Origin of the sequence: Zavarzinella formosa DSM 19928 (genome assembly GCF_000255705.1) — a bacterium.
Taxonomy (GTDB): domain Bacteria; phylum Planctomycetota; class Planctomycetia; order Gemmatales; family Gemmataceae; genus Zavarzinella; species Zavarzinella formosa.
In genome coordinates, this window is record NZ_JH636439.1 from 694,995 (window position 1) to 709,641 (window position 14,647).

The 14,647-nt window shown below is 57.4% G+C and carries 11 protein-coding genes; all 11 read right to left on the bottom strand.

Features of this window, described 5'->3' with window-relative positions:
- Nucleotides 1-38: 38 nt before the first annotated feature.
- The gene (locus tag BGIM_RS48545) at nucleotides 39-572 is read right to left on the bottom strand and encodes a GNAT family N-acetyltransferase (RefSeq protein ID WP_020468476.1); all 534 of its coding nucleotides are present in this window, start codon (nucleotides 570-572) and stop codon (nucleotides 39-41) included.
- The gene (locus BGIM_RS0103835) at nucleotides 565-2,058 is read right to left on the bottom strand and encodes a CehA/McbA family metallohydrolase domain-containing protein (protein ID WP_157368594.1); all 1,494 of its coding nucleotides are present in this window, start codon (nucleotides 2,056-2,058) and stop codon (nucleotides 565-567) included. Before BGIM_RS0103835 ends, BGIM_RS48545 begins: the two co-directional genes overlap by 8 nt.
- A gap of 21 nt (nucleotides 2,059-2,079) precedes the next feature.
- Complete coding sequence (locus tag BGIM_RS0103840; RefSeq protein ID WP_020468478.1) at nucleotides 2,080-2,910, bottom strand: sugar phosphate isomerase/epimerase family protein; 831 nt, start codon at nucleotides 2,908-2,910, stop codon at nucleotides 2,080-2,082.
- Between the two features lie 236 nt (nucleotides 2,911-3,146).
- Nucleotides 3,147-4,502, bottom strand: coding sequence for a DUF1501 domain-containing protein (locus BGIM_RS0103850; RefSeq protein ID WP_020468480.1), 1,356 nt, complete (start codon nucleotides 4,500-4,502; stop codon nucleotides 3,147-3,149).
- A 246-nt stretch (nucleotides 4,503-4,748) separates the two neighbouring features.
- Nucleotides 4,749-7,061 carry a tetratricopeptide repeat-containing S1 family peptidase gene (locus tag BGIM_RS0103855; RefSeq protein ID WP_020468481.1) on the bottom strand — a complete coding sequence of 771 codons (2,313 nt, stop codon included), beginning with the start codon at nucleotides 7,059-7,061 and terminating at the stop codon, nucleotides 4,749-4,751.
- 47 nt (nucleotides 7,062-7,108) lie between these two features.
- Nucleotides 7,109-7,858: a MerR family transcriptional regulator gene (locus tag BGIM_RS0103860; protein WP_020468482.1), complete on the bottom strand. Its 750-nt coding sequence runs from the start codon at nucleotides 7,856-7,858 to the stop codon at nucleotides 7,109-7,111.
- Nucleotides 7,859-7,963: 105 nt separating this feature from the next.
- Nucleotides 7,964-8,896 carry a ThuA domain-containing protein gene (locus BGIM_RS0103865; protein WP_020468483.1) on the bottom strand — a complete coding sequence of 311 codons (933 nt, stop codon included), beginning with the start codon at nucleotides 8,894-8,896 and terminating at the stop codon, nucleotides 7,964-7,966.
- A gap of 45 nt (nucleotides 8,897-8,941) precedes the next feature.
- Nucleotides 8,942-10,417 (bottom strand): DUF1501 domain-containing protein, encoded by a 1,476-nt coding sequence (locus tag BGIM_RS0103870; RefSeq protein WP_020468484.1) that lies wholly within the window; start codon nucleotides 10,415-10,417, stop codon nucleotides 8,942-8,944.
- 131 nt (nucleotides 10,418-10,548) lie between these two features.
- On the bottom strand, nucleotides 10,549-11,532 hold the full coding sequence (locus tag BGIM_RS0103875) for a DUF1559 domain-containing protein (protein WP_029629718.1): 984 nt from the start codon (nucleotides 11,530-11,532) through the stop codon (nucleotides 10,549-10,551).
- Nucleotides 11,533-11,712: 180 nt separating this feature from the next.
- Entirely contained in the window at nucleotides 11,713-12,375 is a 663-nt protein-coding gene (locus BGIM_RS0103880) for a hypothetical protein (RefSeq protein ID WP_020468486.1), read from the bottom strand.
- Complete coding sequence (locus BGIM_RS56890) at nucleotides 12,368-14,452, bottom strand: serine/threonine protein kinase (protein ID WP_020468487.1); 2,085 nt, start codon at nucleotides 14,450-14,452, stop codon at nucleotides 12,368-12,370. The genes BGIM_RS0103880 and BGIM_RS56890 overlap by 8 nt, the downstream gene beginning before the upstream one ends.
- Nucleotides 14,453-14,647: the final 195 nt, after the last annotated feature.

Genomic DNA, 14,647 nt, shown 5'->3' on the forward strand with positions numbered 1-14,647 from the left:
CCGGTCAGTTTATTCAAGCCAATTCAATGCCGGGCAATCTAAATTTCGGCCAAGGGAATTGGCCCGGGTTCTTGCGTCTGCTTGAACTCCCGAAAACCCCTCGCCTTGTAGTTGGCGAGCGCGGCCGGATGGTCGAGATCGCAGGTATGCACCCAAACCCGATTTGTGCCGCCGGTCCAGGCTTGCCGGATCATTTCACCAAGGAACCAACCCCCGAGTTTCATTTGCGTGTATTGAGGCAACAAGCCGAAATAAGAGATCTCCACGTTGCCACCCGGCTGGCGTTCCAATTCGCAATACCCGGCGGGAACGCCGGACCAAGAGACGATCCACGTTTCCAATTCGGGACGGTTCAAATGGCGGGACCAATCATTTGGCGACCAGATTCGGCGTTCAAACCAGCCCCATTCTTCACCGATGGCGTAATAGAAAAAGCGGTTGAGCGACGGCATCGGTTGCGGCACACGATAGATCGTCGCCTGCTTCGCCGGGGCGTTTTTCGGTTTCAACTCTCCGGGAGAGAGCATTTCCAAATGAGTGACAGTCGTCACGCTTGGCCACGGCTCAGGCATCCGCGAGCCTCGTTTCAACAACGGTAATATCCGCGAGCAGTTCTTTCTTGAACTTCGGATCGCCAAACTGGCCCGTGGTCTCCACCCATTCGCGCACCGCCGCGATCTGTTTCAAAAGCATTTGCGAAGCCACGGGATCGCGACGATTTGGCTCGCCGTTGACAGTGACCACCGCAGGCGAGGTGTGGGCGAACACCGGCATTTGCGGGTAAATGGGTGACACATGCCCGCCGCGACAACGCACCGCCAGCCAGACTCCGGTTTCTACCTCGGCTTCCAAGATGGCCGAATGATCTTCCCGGCTTCCAATGGAGGCAACGATGGACCCGTTGGCAATTAGTTCCAAACGATCAAACGGAACCGGACTTCGGACTTCGGCATGGACGGTCATCCGGCCGGGTTTGTCCACATTCAATTTCAATGAGGCGGGCTTGCCGTTGATCATCCAGCGGATCACCGGGCCGTTGGTTACTTGGGATTCCCCGCGTCGAACCTGTTCGATCCATTCCGTGTAAGTGGGAAGTTCATCTCCGATTAAAGGCGTCAGCGTGCGGACACATCCCAACGGCAATTGGTTGGAATCTTTTCCACTACCGCCAAGGAGGGGCAATATCACCCCTGCATTCAACAAACGATACCATGCGGGAAGGATCGGCGTTTGCCGGGGCAGGCCGTCGATTTCAAACGCATCCACCCGGCCGTATACCGCTTGGACGAGAGCTTCGCCGCCCGGCAAACCCGCTTCCGGCCGGTAGGCGTTGGACCATACGACCAAGCCATTTTTGCGGTGGCATTGGCCCGCCCAATCGCCGAGGGACCAGTCGTCGTTTTCGCCCAGCATGCCGAACGTCAGCGGATAAACCACCCGATGACAGTTTAACAGTGACAAATGGCCCAAAACCGGGTGCAAGTTCAGCGTGTTGACATACACGCCGCCCCGCGGGGAGCCGAATGCCTCGGCCTGACCGCTGAAGGCCGTGATGTTCGTTAAGGAGGCGTATAGTTTGCCGTCGATGGAGGGCATATCCCGTGACACGGCGAGCAGATTGGTGATATCCAACCCTTCGGCGGTGGCCTCCAACCGGGCGGCGTGCGGAGTTAGAAAATGACACCGACTGTCGGCTTGGGCGAAACCGCTGCCATGTTTCCAGCGGTCGAGGTTAAAGCGCAAAGTGAGTTGGCCTGCGCCAAGGGTAATGACTTGAGAAATGGGCTTGTGAAAGATCCCCTTGGAAATCTCAAAATGCAGCGGCACCCCGCCTGGCAGCGGCACCTCGCAAGCCCCGTCGATCACCGCAAATGATTTTTGAAGTTGCCGAAGCCCGGCCCCGACATCCTCGTTTTGATGACCGGGGAACTCGGCGGCCCGCCCCAATGGCGGGTAATACCGCCCGGCCTCGTCGCGGATGTGCAATCGGCACGGCGTCGGCTTTCCGGTGGCCGAATCTGTCATGCGAAGGGAAATGTTGTGCATGGAGAGGGACAAATGACCTTTCAGAAAACCTGCTTACGAACACATGCCCCCGGCCGTTTCCACAATCTTCTTAAACGCGGCCACTGCCTTGGGGAAGAGCTCCGGACCGGTCATGCCGCCGGTGGGGCCGCCACCAAGCAGGTGCGGTTCCATCGTGGCGAAGCCGGAATATTTCATCTTTACCATGTCGGCGATAATCATCGGGAACTGGCCGCCCCCCTCGCCGGCTAGCACGCCGTGCGGCTGGCCGGTGATCCAATCTTTCACATGGAAGTGAGCGGTGTATGGTTTGCAAACTTCCCAGCCAACCAGTGTGTCATACCCGCAATAAGCGAAGTTTGCCGGGTCGAACGCGGCCTTGAAGTGTGGCCCCTTCACGGTGTGATAGAGGTCGTGCAGGCGCACCGGGGAGTCGCCGTAAATCTTGTGTTCGTTTTCGTGGAACAGCATCACGCCCTCGGCCTCGGCGATGGCCATCTTGGCCTTCATCCGATTCATCACCTCGTCCCGATAGGGCGCCCAGTCGCCGTCAAAGTTTTCCGGCGGGTAGTAGCTGAAGATGCGGATGTTCGGCGTGCCGAACAATTTGGCCAGGTGAATCGCCCGCCGGAATTTTTCCAGATGCGGCTCGAACGGCTCATCGACGCGGATCTTGCCAATCGGCGAACCAATGGCGCTGAGTTTGAATCCTTCTCGATCCAGCAACGCTTTGAAGTCCGCAATCTGGGCGTCGGACAGCATCAAGACGTTGGTTTTGTGAATTGACCGAAACTCGATGTGCCGGATGCCGCAGGCTTTCAGAACGTCGATCTGTTCCTGTGGTTCGGGGGAAATTTCATCAGCGAAAGCGCTCAGAACAAACATGACGGGTTCCTCGGGGAGTGCTGATGTTCAACCTATCCCGGAGGTCATTGATCGAACACTCAGAGAGTGAAGACATTTTTTAGTCACGGATGAAACACAGATTCGAACAAAACCAAGACATGCTGAAAACAAGAATTGGAAAGACGGATGAAAACAGGGCCGATGTGTTCGGCCCTGTTTTCATCCGTCTTCTGAGTTCAATTCGTGGCTAAAAAACTGCCTTTGTTCTCAAAAAATCAAACCAGATCGCGGATGGCTTTGCCTTCGGACAAATGTTGTGGGCGGCCTGCCGGGTCGGCGAATGTCACGTTGTAAGGGTCAATGCCCATTGATTGGTACAGGGTGGCAAAAACGTCCGGGAAACTCACAGCCCCGCTGACGGCGTATTCGCCGAGGCGGTTCGTGCTGCCGATCGCTTGACCGGTTTTAAGATTGCCGCCGGCAAGGATGGCACAACTCACTTGAGGCCAGTGATCCCGCCCGGCTTCTTTGTTGATGCGAGGCGTCCGGCCGAATTCGCCCCAGGCGATCACTGTCGTGTCGGCCAGCATTCCGCGAACTTCCAAGTCTTCGACCAACGCCGTCAGACCCTGATCGAGTTTCGTGCCGTGGTCGCGGACGAGGTCAAAGTTCTTGCCGTGGCTGTCCCAACGCCCATAACTGAGGGTCACACACCGGACACCGGCTTCCACCAAACGGCGGGCCATCAGGAGTTGGTCGTTGACTGTCGGGGCGCCGTCGTATTGGAACTTGTAAGGCTTTCCGTCGCCGTAGCGGGATCGAACTTTGTCCGGTTCCGTGGAAAGGTCAAGGGCTTCAAGCAAACGGCTGGAAGTCAGCACGCCGAGCGCCCGTTCGGTGGCGGCGTCGGCTCCGCGAATGCCGCCGTTGGAATCAATGTTCCGTCTCATCTGGTCGAAGCTGGCGAGCAGTTGCTTGCGGTCACCAAGTTGGTTCTGGTTGATTCCGCTCAGTTTCATGTCCGAAAGGCCATCCCCCTCGGGACGGAAAGCGGCATAAGCCGAACCCAAGAAACCGGGTTTACCGCAATCGCTCCAAGGCATGTGGGCGGTCTTCGCGGCCAATCCCACGAACGGCGGCACGGACGGATCAACCGGTCCGTACACCTTCGAGAGAATCGAACCCATGCTTGGCCAGCCACCCATGTTCTTGAAGGCCGACTCATCCATCCCTGTGGTGCATTGCACGCCATCATGACCGCCACGGGCGCCGACGACTGCGCGGAGGAAAGCGAACTTGTCAGCCGAGGCGGCGATCTTCGGGAAACACTCGCCGATCTGAATGCCGGGAACCTTGGTCGAGATCGGTTTGAACTCACCTTTGATATCGACCGGAGCGTCCGTTTTGATTTCCCACATGTCTTGATGGGGAGGGCCGCCGCCGAGAAAAATATTGATGACGGACTTGTGGGAGGACGACCCGAGCGATTTGCCGGGCGCGGCCGATTCGGCTCGTAGCACATCGGCAAGATTGAACTGGGCGGCTCCGAAGGCAAACGCCCCGATTTTCATGAACGAACGGCGTGAAACGCCATCGCAATATTTCGAGGGATTACCAGTGATGGTGAGCATGGCAGGAGCCTCGGCGGGTCAGCGGGCGATCAGGTCAACGGCGTGGAATGAATCGTTCAGGCAGGAAGGCACAGTTGGCGGGCACTTATTGGAATAAGTGGTATCTAGTAAATACTTCGTCCGCCGATCTGATGCAATCGAAAAGTTTTGAGATATGTTAAAATCATATCACGGTTTGAGCGAGAATTCAATTCGAGAACCGAGTCCCAAAAGCCTCAAATTGGTATAAGGAGAGACCTCCGACGTTTATTGATTGAAACTGGCGAGGCGCTCCAGCACGCGGGCCACCCGGTCGGCGTTGGTAAGTTTCGGGTCTTCCAGCCAGCCGATGATTTCCCGAAGTTGGTGCGGTGACATCGCCGTTGCCAACCCGCCAAGCGATTGTTTTAACCACTCAACCACCCGGTCGGTGTCCTTGGGATCGTCCTTTATCAGATGCTCCGCGCGGGCGAGAATCAGGGTCGCCGCGCGGGAAAGCGATTTCTGATCCACCCGCACGGCCGTTCGCATGGCCTCCACACTGGCCGGTTGTTTTCCCTGCTTCAACCGGGCGTCGGCCAGTCGCACCCAAGCTTCGGTCATGCCGGGGGACAATTCTGTCAGGCGAAGATAATCGCCCTCGGCTTTTTTAAATTCCCTCAACGCATACAGAAGTCCCGCCCGTTCCACCCGAACGTGGAGATCATACGGTTCGAGTTCCAACAAACGGGCCAGTTCGTCGATCACGATTTTTCGCTCGTCGTCCGTCGTTCGTGGCAAGATCGCCGCCCTCACGCGGTAAATCTCAGGGAACGTCGGATCAATCAGCGAGGCCGCACGCAGATCTTTCTCGGCCTCTTCCCCTTTGGCGAGAGACGCCCGGCCAACAAGAGCCGACACGCACTTTTCGTCGATTTTCAGGGCTTCCTCAAAGAGTTTTCTCGCCTCTGATAAATCGCCGAGTCGCTGGCGGACACGCCCCATCGCGGAGAATTCGGTGGCTGTTTTTGGCTTCCCTCGCAGGGAAGCCAGCCCGGTCCGAATCTTCTGATCAGAGTCGAGAGCCATTAATCGTTCAACGTTTAGCCGGATGTCATCCGGATGTTTTTTCAGGCCATCCGCGATCGGGCGTTGGGCGAAGACCGCATCCGCGAGGCGATATTTACGGAACATCGTGAGATAGTCTTCGACATCCACGGGGCGCACCATCGGATGCGCCCCGCTCATGAATTTTCGGTGTTCTTCGATGTTCACGGCATAGGCCAACTCCTGTCGCGGGCCTTCCCGGCTGGCGAGGATGCTGATGAGTTCGCTTTCCATGTTCACGACCGGACCGCCGGAACAATTCCCCTGATGCGGCATTTGAAGTGCGAGGCTTCCGACGGCCGAAGCCTTCTCCGGCCGGTCCGGATGCAGGACTACTTTCCCCGCCCCGCGAACAGTGCCGGAGGAAAGCAGCCAGCGCATTTCGACCCCCGTGGGATGAGAAACGGCCAGCACCTTCTCGCCCGTTTTTGGGTCCCGTCCGGCCAGATGGATCGGCTTCGATGTTTCCGGGACGAACATCGCTTTCAACAGGGCCAGGTCCCGTTCCTTGTCCACATGCAAAACGACCGCCGGTTGCAAATGCCCGGAGAGATGTAATCCCACGCGATCTGAATACTCGGCCTCCTCGGAAACCAATCGTCCGTCGCGGAATTTTGGGAAGATAATGGTTGCCCGTTCTTCCCCCCCGATGGCCGATGCGGTTGTGAGGATGATGCCTTTATCCCAAGAAAACAACACCCCGGCAAACCGCCCGTCCGTCGCCTCCGGGCGCACCCATACGGTGGCCCGCACAACTTGGGGGACTTCTCCGGATGATTTCGCCTCGGGTGGACTCGTCTTTTGAATCTGCCCGAGAAACTGGCGAATCTCGTCGGCCGAGATCACGATGGTGGCCGCCGGAGTCCGGCCCGCGAATGCGGACACCAGACCGATGAGTTTCCCTTGCGCATTGACAACGGCCGCTCCGCTGTCGCCGACATCAATGGGAAGTTGGGCATAATGCACGCGGACACCTACGCCGAGTTTCACCCCGGCCCACGCATAACCTTCGCGTAGTTCGCCGCTTTGCCGGATCACGCCATCCGTGCGGAGCCACAACGTGCCGACACCCTGCCGATGGCCGGTACATCGGCAGGAATCACCTGCCGAAGGGGCAAATTCTGCGAAGCGAATTACGGGGGCATCTTTTGGCAGGGAATCCAGTTTGATTAACGCAAGATCGGCGACATCCTGTTTGGCGATCACTGTGCCGCTGACACATCGCCCGGCTTTTCGCTGTTCGGTTCGGCTTTTGAGGTATTCGTCGCGGTGATGATCCGAAAAGGCGGGATCACGAAAAAAGACTTCGACCTTCTCCTGATCCCCGACAACATGCCGGGCGGTCAAGACCCAACGTCGTTCGGCATCGACCACAAAGCCCGTGCCGGTGGAGCGATCACCGGCACGAATCCACACGGTTGATTCGATCAACGAATCAGTTTGTCCCGCTGTCGGGATGAATGAAATCAGGCCAAGAACAAGGGTTTGCCACATGGTCTCATGCTATTCCATTGATGGCCATGAGTTGTAACAAACGAGTGTCAGCAATCCTTCCCGATGGATGGCCAAGCCGATTTCACTCGTTCGATGAACGCCATGTCGGCGGCTTGGGGCGCGCCCGTGAATTCCTCGAACTTGCCTTGTTTGTAATTGTCCGCGATGGCCTGTTTTAACTCGGGCGTCGATTGGAAGCCGCGCATCGTTTGTTGTGTCAGGTCGTGCCAGCGTTGGGCCAGGTCGCGGGCGGCCGGGCTGGCGGGGTCGAGGCCGAGGTTTGCCCGCACCTCGGGCAGGAGGGCTGCCCAGCCATCTTGAACCGCCTGAATCTCCTCCGGGCCAACTTGTTTGCCCGCCACTTCAAACTGTTTCATTTGTTCGGGTGTGTACAGTTTTTCGATCATGGTCATCACCTCAATGGTTTTCAAAAATTCGTCAGCGGAAACTTCCCCCGCCGCCCGGAGACGGCTGTCCAGCCATTCCAACCGGTCGCACAACCGCCGTTGTAACTCCATCTGTTCCCGCAGACGCGACATGTGCAGGCTGATCACTTCAATCGCGGAGAAGCCGGGGCCGTCCAGACACTTGCGGATTTCATCCAGCGAAAAGCCGAGTTGTCGAAGGGAAATCACCTGCTGCAACCGGGTGATTTCGCCGGACGCATAGAGCCGGTGCCCCGATTCGGTGTGCAGCGAGGGCGTCACCAAACCAATCTCGTCGTAATGGTGCAGCGTGCGAATGGTCAGTCCGGTTCGTCGGGCCAATTCGCCCACTTTCACGGCTTCAAAACGCATGTCGGCGTCCTCGGAAACAGGGGTCACGGAGGAACGATACAACCTCACGTCGCGTGAGGTTCAAGGGGAAATGTTTGAAAAATTGAAAAGTGAATTGACCGAAGATTACCTGTCCCCGGAGGCCAGCCAGCGCACCGCGTTCTCGATCACTCGCAGGGCGGGGGCCTCCTTGTAGACCGCATAGGTTTCGTGTCCCGGCCGGAAGTAGAACACACGGCCCTTGCCAAGTTTCCAGACCATGCCGCTGCGGAACCAATCGCCGCTGGCCCAGCGTTCTTCAAAAACCACCTCGTCCGGTTCCGGGATGTGGAAGACCTCGCCGTACATCTCAGTTTGCGGAAGCTCAAATTCCTTTGGCAATTCCTTGGCGATTGGGTGATTGGGTTTCAACACGCGAATCTGGCTTGGCTTGCCATCCGCGCGATAAGCAGGAAAACAGCAATAAGGCAGATAAACGGTGGCTTTCTCGCTTCCGTCCGGGAATTTCCGCAATTCGATGTACGGCGTCAATCGGTCGGTCGTTTTGGGAAGCGTGTATCGCCGGGGTGGAGCAGCATAGGTGATCTCTACCTTGCGGCCGTCGGCCTTCAGCGTCCTCTCGGCATCCGCTTTCGTTCGTTCGTTCATCGCCTCGACGAACGGCGTCGCCCAGTGGGCCGAGTGGAGGGCGATCAGCGAAAGAGTTCCCTCCCGGATGCGGTCGATGATCGGCTTCGCCATTTCCGGCGTGATCTCGGCCTGTCGTTTGTGTCCCCACCAGATCAGCACTTCCGCGTCCCGGAGGACGAGCGGGGACAAGCCCTTCAACGGGTCGTCGATACCCACCGATTTCACGGTCAGGCCGGGCTTCGTCTTTAAGTGATCGGCGATCTGATTGCCGAGAAAGTTTGAATAAACTTGCTTCTGTTCGGGCTGCCGTTCATCCCAGACGACGACGGTGATGGCCTTTGGTTTGGTTTCTTCAGCCTGGAGGGCCAGCGGCAAAGCACTGGCAGCGGCGACGTTCAGAAACTGGCGACGAGTGCGGATGCCGGACAAGGGAGAATCCTCGGGTTGGGAGAGAGTGGGACGATTCGGGAGAGTTTAGCCCAGCACATCGCCGATCACATCGCCGTAGGGCAACAGCGGATTGGGCCGGTTTTGGCGGTCGTTTAACATGGTGTGCGGGTCGAAACCGCACAAGTGGTACACAGTGGCGAGAACATCTTTGGCGGTCAATGGTCGATCCACGACTTCTCCGCCGATGCTGTCGGTCTTGCCGACAATGCGGCCTCTCGCCACGCCGGCCCCGGCCATCAGATTGGTGTGCGCCCGGCCCCAATGACCCCGGCCGTTCCCCTCCAGGCGGGGTGTCCGGCCCATTTCGGACAGTGCCAGCACCAAGGTTTCGTCGAGTAGTCCCCGGTCGTCCAAGTCTTGGATCAGCCCGGAGAATGCGAGGTCGAAACCGGGCAGGAGTTCGTTCTTCATGCGGTTGCGATGATCGACATGGGTGTCCCAACCGCTGTTCAACTGGCCGAACTCATCCCAAATCACCGTCACGAACTTGCAGCCGGCTTCCGTCAATCGCCGGGCTTGCAACGCTCCCTGGCCGAACAGCGTCATGCCATAGCGTTCCCTCAGTCGGATGTCTTCTTGATCCAGATCAAGGGCTTTGCGAATTCGCGGAGATTGCAGCAGGCCGAACGCCTCCCCCCGAACTTGATCAAACTGGCGCACCGCCGGATTCGTGTCCATTTGGCGGCGGGTTCGGTCGAATTGCTCCAACAACGAACGTCGGCCATCGAGTTTGTCGAGTGTCATCTCGGCCGACATTTCGGTGTCGGGGGCAATTTCAAAACGGCTGTCTGGCGTGATGCCCAGAAAGGGATCGCGAAACTCTTCGGCCGGGCCGTTAGTGGCGCGAACCACGCTTTTGACGGCCGTTCCCTTGAAGTTCCCCCAGACAGGATCGTATGCGTTACCCAAGTACGAGGCGTGCGGCCGGGCGTACATGGCGGCTTTTCGCCGCGTGCTGAGAACCCACGGCAGAATGATGTTGTCCGGCACCGCTCCGGGGGATTTGAGGCCGTCACGTTTTTGTGTCAGATGAGTGAAGATTGAGCCGACAAACGGACAGTGGTTTGGGTGGCGAAGGGTTTCCTCCAGCGGGATTGATCCTTGGGGAAGCCCGGTCGTGGCCCATTGCATTCCGTGGAAGTTCCAGACATGGGTGAGAGACCGGAGAACCGTGACCTTGTCCATCACCTTGGCGGTTTCAGGCAGATACTCGCAAACATCACCTCCCGGCAAACGCGAGCGGATCGGCTTGAATTCCCCGCGAACCTCCGGCGGGGCTCCGGGTTTCATGTCGAATGTTTCGATGTGGCTCGGGCCGCCGAACGGATAGAGCAAGATGACATTTTTCGCCGATCCGAAACCGCGGTTTTCTCCGGCGGGTTTTGCCCCGGCAGTGCTTGCCGGGAACAGATGACTGATCCCGGCGGCGCTGGCCATCAGCCAATCCCGGCGGGTGAGGCCATCGCACAGCCGTTTGCGTGAGCCGAGAATACGGAGCATGCCGTGGCGTCCTTGGTCATCACGCGATGGAAATTCAATTCCAATCGAGGATAACACCCGACGCCAGAGCGATCAATTTGATTTTAGATTGAGTTGATGAGCGGGGGGCTGGTTCCCCGAAAACAACTTGCTCAGAATCCCGAACTGTCAACCACCTCGCCACCGGCGCGAGTTCCGAGGGCGCTCCACACAGTCATCGTGATTGAATCCCGCACAAAGCGAACAGATCCGTCCGACAAGGCGACGTTGACCCCGCCGGTGTGATAACTCCGGGCGGCCAGGTGAAACTGATCGAACCCGGAAATGTTGGCACAGTCTCGGCCTGTGTAATTGGGCGGGACTGTGTGTGTGTACAAGGCGGTGGTGGTGGTGCCATAGAAATACCTTAGTCCCGCGATGTTTGACCCGGCGGCAGTACTCGTGCAAGCGGGGGGTGGCGCTAAATTGTTGGGATTTGGTCCGGGGTCGGCACCCGGAGTTCCCCACCCCGTCGGCGGCACATTGGTGATGTCTTGGCTGCCGTTGCCTGGCGCGGCTCCGCGTTTGATTTCAGCGAACATCACAGTGTTGGTGGTTCCGTCCGTAATTTCGGAAATTTGGACTTGTGAATCCAATCCGAAGATCCCTCTTTTATCAAGAGGCTTGAGCCATGTCGGCTTGGAGGCCAGCGTGTCCCTGGCCCATCCGTGTGTTCCCGAGTTGCCGTAATAGTTGTTTCGACCGGAAACTTGCGGCGGAATGCCATCAGCCCCGGACGACGGATCGGCCGGGCATAGGTAAATTGGTATATCCTGTGCTCTGGCGGCGGCATTCTCCGCCACGAGCATCCTTTTGGTGAAATCAAATTGCTGGAATTTGGCCGACTGTTCGACATAGGGGAGCAAATAGACCAAAACGGAAGCATCGTTGGTTGTGGTGGCTCCCCACGGGAATACGCTATTCGTGTTTTCGTAGCCGTGAGCTGCCAGCCCGATTTGTTTGAGGTTATTCTGGCATTGCATCCGTCTTGCTGTCGCCCGGATTTTTTGCACCGCCGGGAGCAACAAACCGATGAGGATGGCGATGATCGCAATCACCACCAACAATTCGATCAGCGTGAAACCCCTTCGGCGCATCTTGCCATTCTCCAGTTCAGTTGTTCGGAACTCCATTGTCAAACACGATCAAGAGTTCACATGATATTCATCCGCACTAATCAATGATATCAGATGACTCTGGTTTTTGACGGTGCCTCAATTCAAAATACAAAATAAGTGTAGCGGTGCCGTGTTAAATTTCAGGCTGGAGCACTGGCATTAACAACCTGATCCGGGGTCCACAACCAATCCGCTGATCTGGCTGGTACCGGCCGCAGTGTCTGTCGAGGTCAGGACATAGGTTCCCGCCGCGAGAGCTGGAAACTGGGCGCACCAGAAAACGCCGTCGCTATAGATATAGTCGGCCGGAATTGCGGGTCCGTCCGCCACCATCACGGCATCGACGACATCGCATAAGCCAGATAAATCGCCATAGGCGACAAAATAATCTTTGTCAGGGGTAATGTTGGTGTCGTTTGGGGGAGAGGTGGTATCATGAACTTCAACGCCGGACGTTTTGTCAATGATAATCGGAACCGTCAGTGAATCGACGCAGGGAACCATCGTCGGATCCACCTTGTCGCACCGGTAAGCGCAAATTTGCAACGTATAATTTCCCGGCTCCAGACCCTTGAGGTTAAAGAGAACCAGCCAGTCAAATTTGGGATTCTTATTCTCCGGACTTTTCTGTTGAGAGGGTTGCAGATAGCCGACCGTTTTGCCGGCGGAAACGACTGAACTTCCCTGAAGGAGATATCCCCCCACTCCGATGATGTGCCCCTTGTCGGCCGTCGCGGGCAGACATTTGCCCCAGGCAACGAACTGCTGGTCTTGCATGAACTGAGTCATGGGAACAGGAGACTGAATTTTCAGATCAGACATTTGAGTTTCCTTCAACATCCAATGGAGTGATAGTGCACGAACGAAAGGAAGCCGCCCCCCGCATCACAAGCAAACCCAATCCGCCACGCGGGGAGTATTTGGGCTCCATGTCAAGAATGCCCGGGTTTTGCGTGTAGTTTACCGGCCGCCTGCCGCGTCGATTCCTCTCCACATGTGCCTGGATCTCTTGGGCCGGAAACGCAAACTTCTGCCCGTCCCATTCCGCTTCGATCCCGGTCGGCCGGACGATCAATGCCAGGGAGCGGAATTGATCTCCTGCCGGACCGGCGGGAGTGAACGGCGAACCCCTCACTCCAGAAATCCATAAGTCGACCTCTGGGGTTGTTCCAAGTTGGGGGGCGTATATGTGAGGGATCAATCGCGGCTTATTTTCCGGTCGGGTCTGCGCCTTCCCGTTGATTATGATTACTCCATGATCTTCATTCCGCCAAATGTCGTTGAATGACAATTCCATGAAAAAATGTGTTGGTGTTGCTCCCTCTTTCTGGTCGTGACGGCCCACAAAAATTCCCACGCCGCTCAAACTTTGTCCCGAATCGGCCCCTTCGTGACGAATTTGAACATCAAGCCGATACGAATCCGTTTGCGGGTCCGGCAATAGTTCGAGCAAGCTCGTCTCGTTGGGCATCCGGATGTTGAACATCCCATCATCGGAAATCGTCTGTTGTGTTTTGGGATGATTGGTCACCCAGCGAGACCACTGGGGCTTTCCTGTTTCGCCGATTAAGCTGACCGGTCGGCCAGCACGCAGGCTGGCCTCGATCTCTCGTAAAACCCGATCCGGATCACGCCGATAGGCCACCGCCCCGATGGACACAGCCGCCAGTCCGATGCCTGCCGCCAAGGCCCGCCGCCGAGTGATCCGGAGAGCCTGCCTGACCCGACCCGGCAAACTGCGGGGGTGACGCCCCTCCAGCCAGTCCGTCAGATCATCGGCCAGTTCTTGGGCCGTCGCATAACGATCCGAGCGTGTTCTCGCCAGGCATTTCGAGCAGATTTGTTCCAGGTCTTTGGGAATTTCCGGACGGATGAGCGATGGCGGGTAGAGGTCCGCTTTGGCGACCAGTTGCAGAGTGTCGAACATCGTCGCCCCCTCGTAAGGAGGGCGGCCGGTCAGCAACGCATAGAACACGGCGCCAAGAGCATAAACATCGGTGCGACAGTCGATTTCGTCGGGCCGACCGGCGGCCTGTTCGGGGGAGATATAGAACAAGGAACCGAGCAGCAGACCTGATTTGGTGCGATCCTGACCATCGCTCGCGTCCATGATTTTCGCGAGTCCGAAATCGGCAATTTTGATGGTGCCATCGGCCGCGAACAGAATGTTGGCCGGTTTCAGATCCCGGTGGATCACCTGCTCTTGGTGCACGGCATGGATGGCGACCGCCAGTGTTTGGATTATTTCGGCGGCCTGTCGAACCGGCATTGATCCCCGGCGAAGCAAACCCTCCAAGGTTCCCCCCGGCACATGTTCCATCGTGTAGTAAGGGCGGCCTTCATGTTCGTCAAAATGATAAAACTGCACCACATTTGGATGTCGCAAACGGGCCAGGGCCTGTCCCTCGGTGCGGAAGCGATCAATCCGCTCTTGCTGCCGGCCGCCGACGACAGTCAGCATTTTCAGGGCGACCAAACGGCCCACCTGCGGATCGCTGGCGAGATAGACCACCCCCATCCCTCCCTCGCCGAGCCGCTTCATGAGCACGTAACGGCCGATCTGCTTCCCGGCCACATCTTCGGGAGGTTGTGCTGGTTTCGGAGTTGGCTTGCCGGATTTGACGGTGACGTCTGTGTCGCCATTCATCGGCGAATCAAGGGCATCGAACTGTTTCCGTCGAACCCCCGGATCGCCAAGACAATCCCGAACCTTTTCCTCCAGACAATCCTTCGAGGGACGGGCATGCAAATCTGCAATCACCGCCAGACAAGTGCCGCATCGGGAAAGATGCATGGCGACCGTCTCAAACACGGGATCAGGCAATTCGCCGGAACTGAAGCCGACCAGCGTTTCGATGGCCGGACAATTATTGGGCGAATTGAACGGGTGGGCACCCATGATCGCTTGCCTTCCTGAATGATGGCGGGTGATTGAATTTAGGGCGGGGATGTCAGAGAATCACAATAAATGGGCCGACTGCTGCTCATCTCGGTTCCACCATTCCCCCTTCGTCGGAGGAGAAAAATAATCCCTTGATTCCATTCGGATTATTTTACTCAGCATCCGACGAAGGAGGCGGGAGCAGGGGAGGGC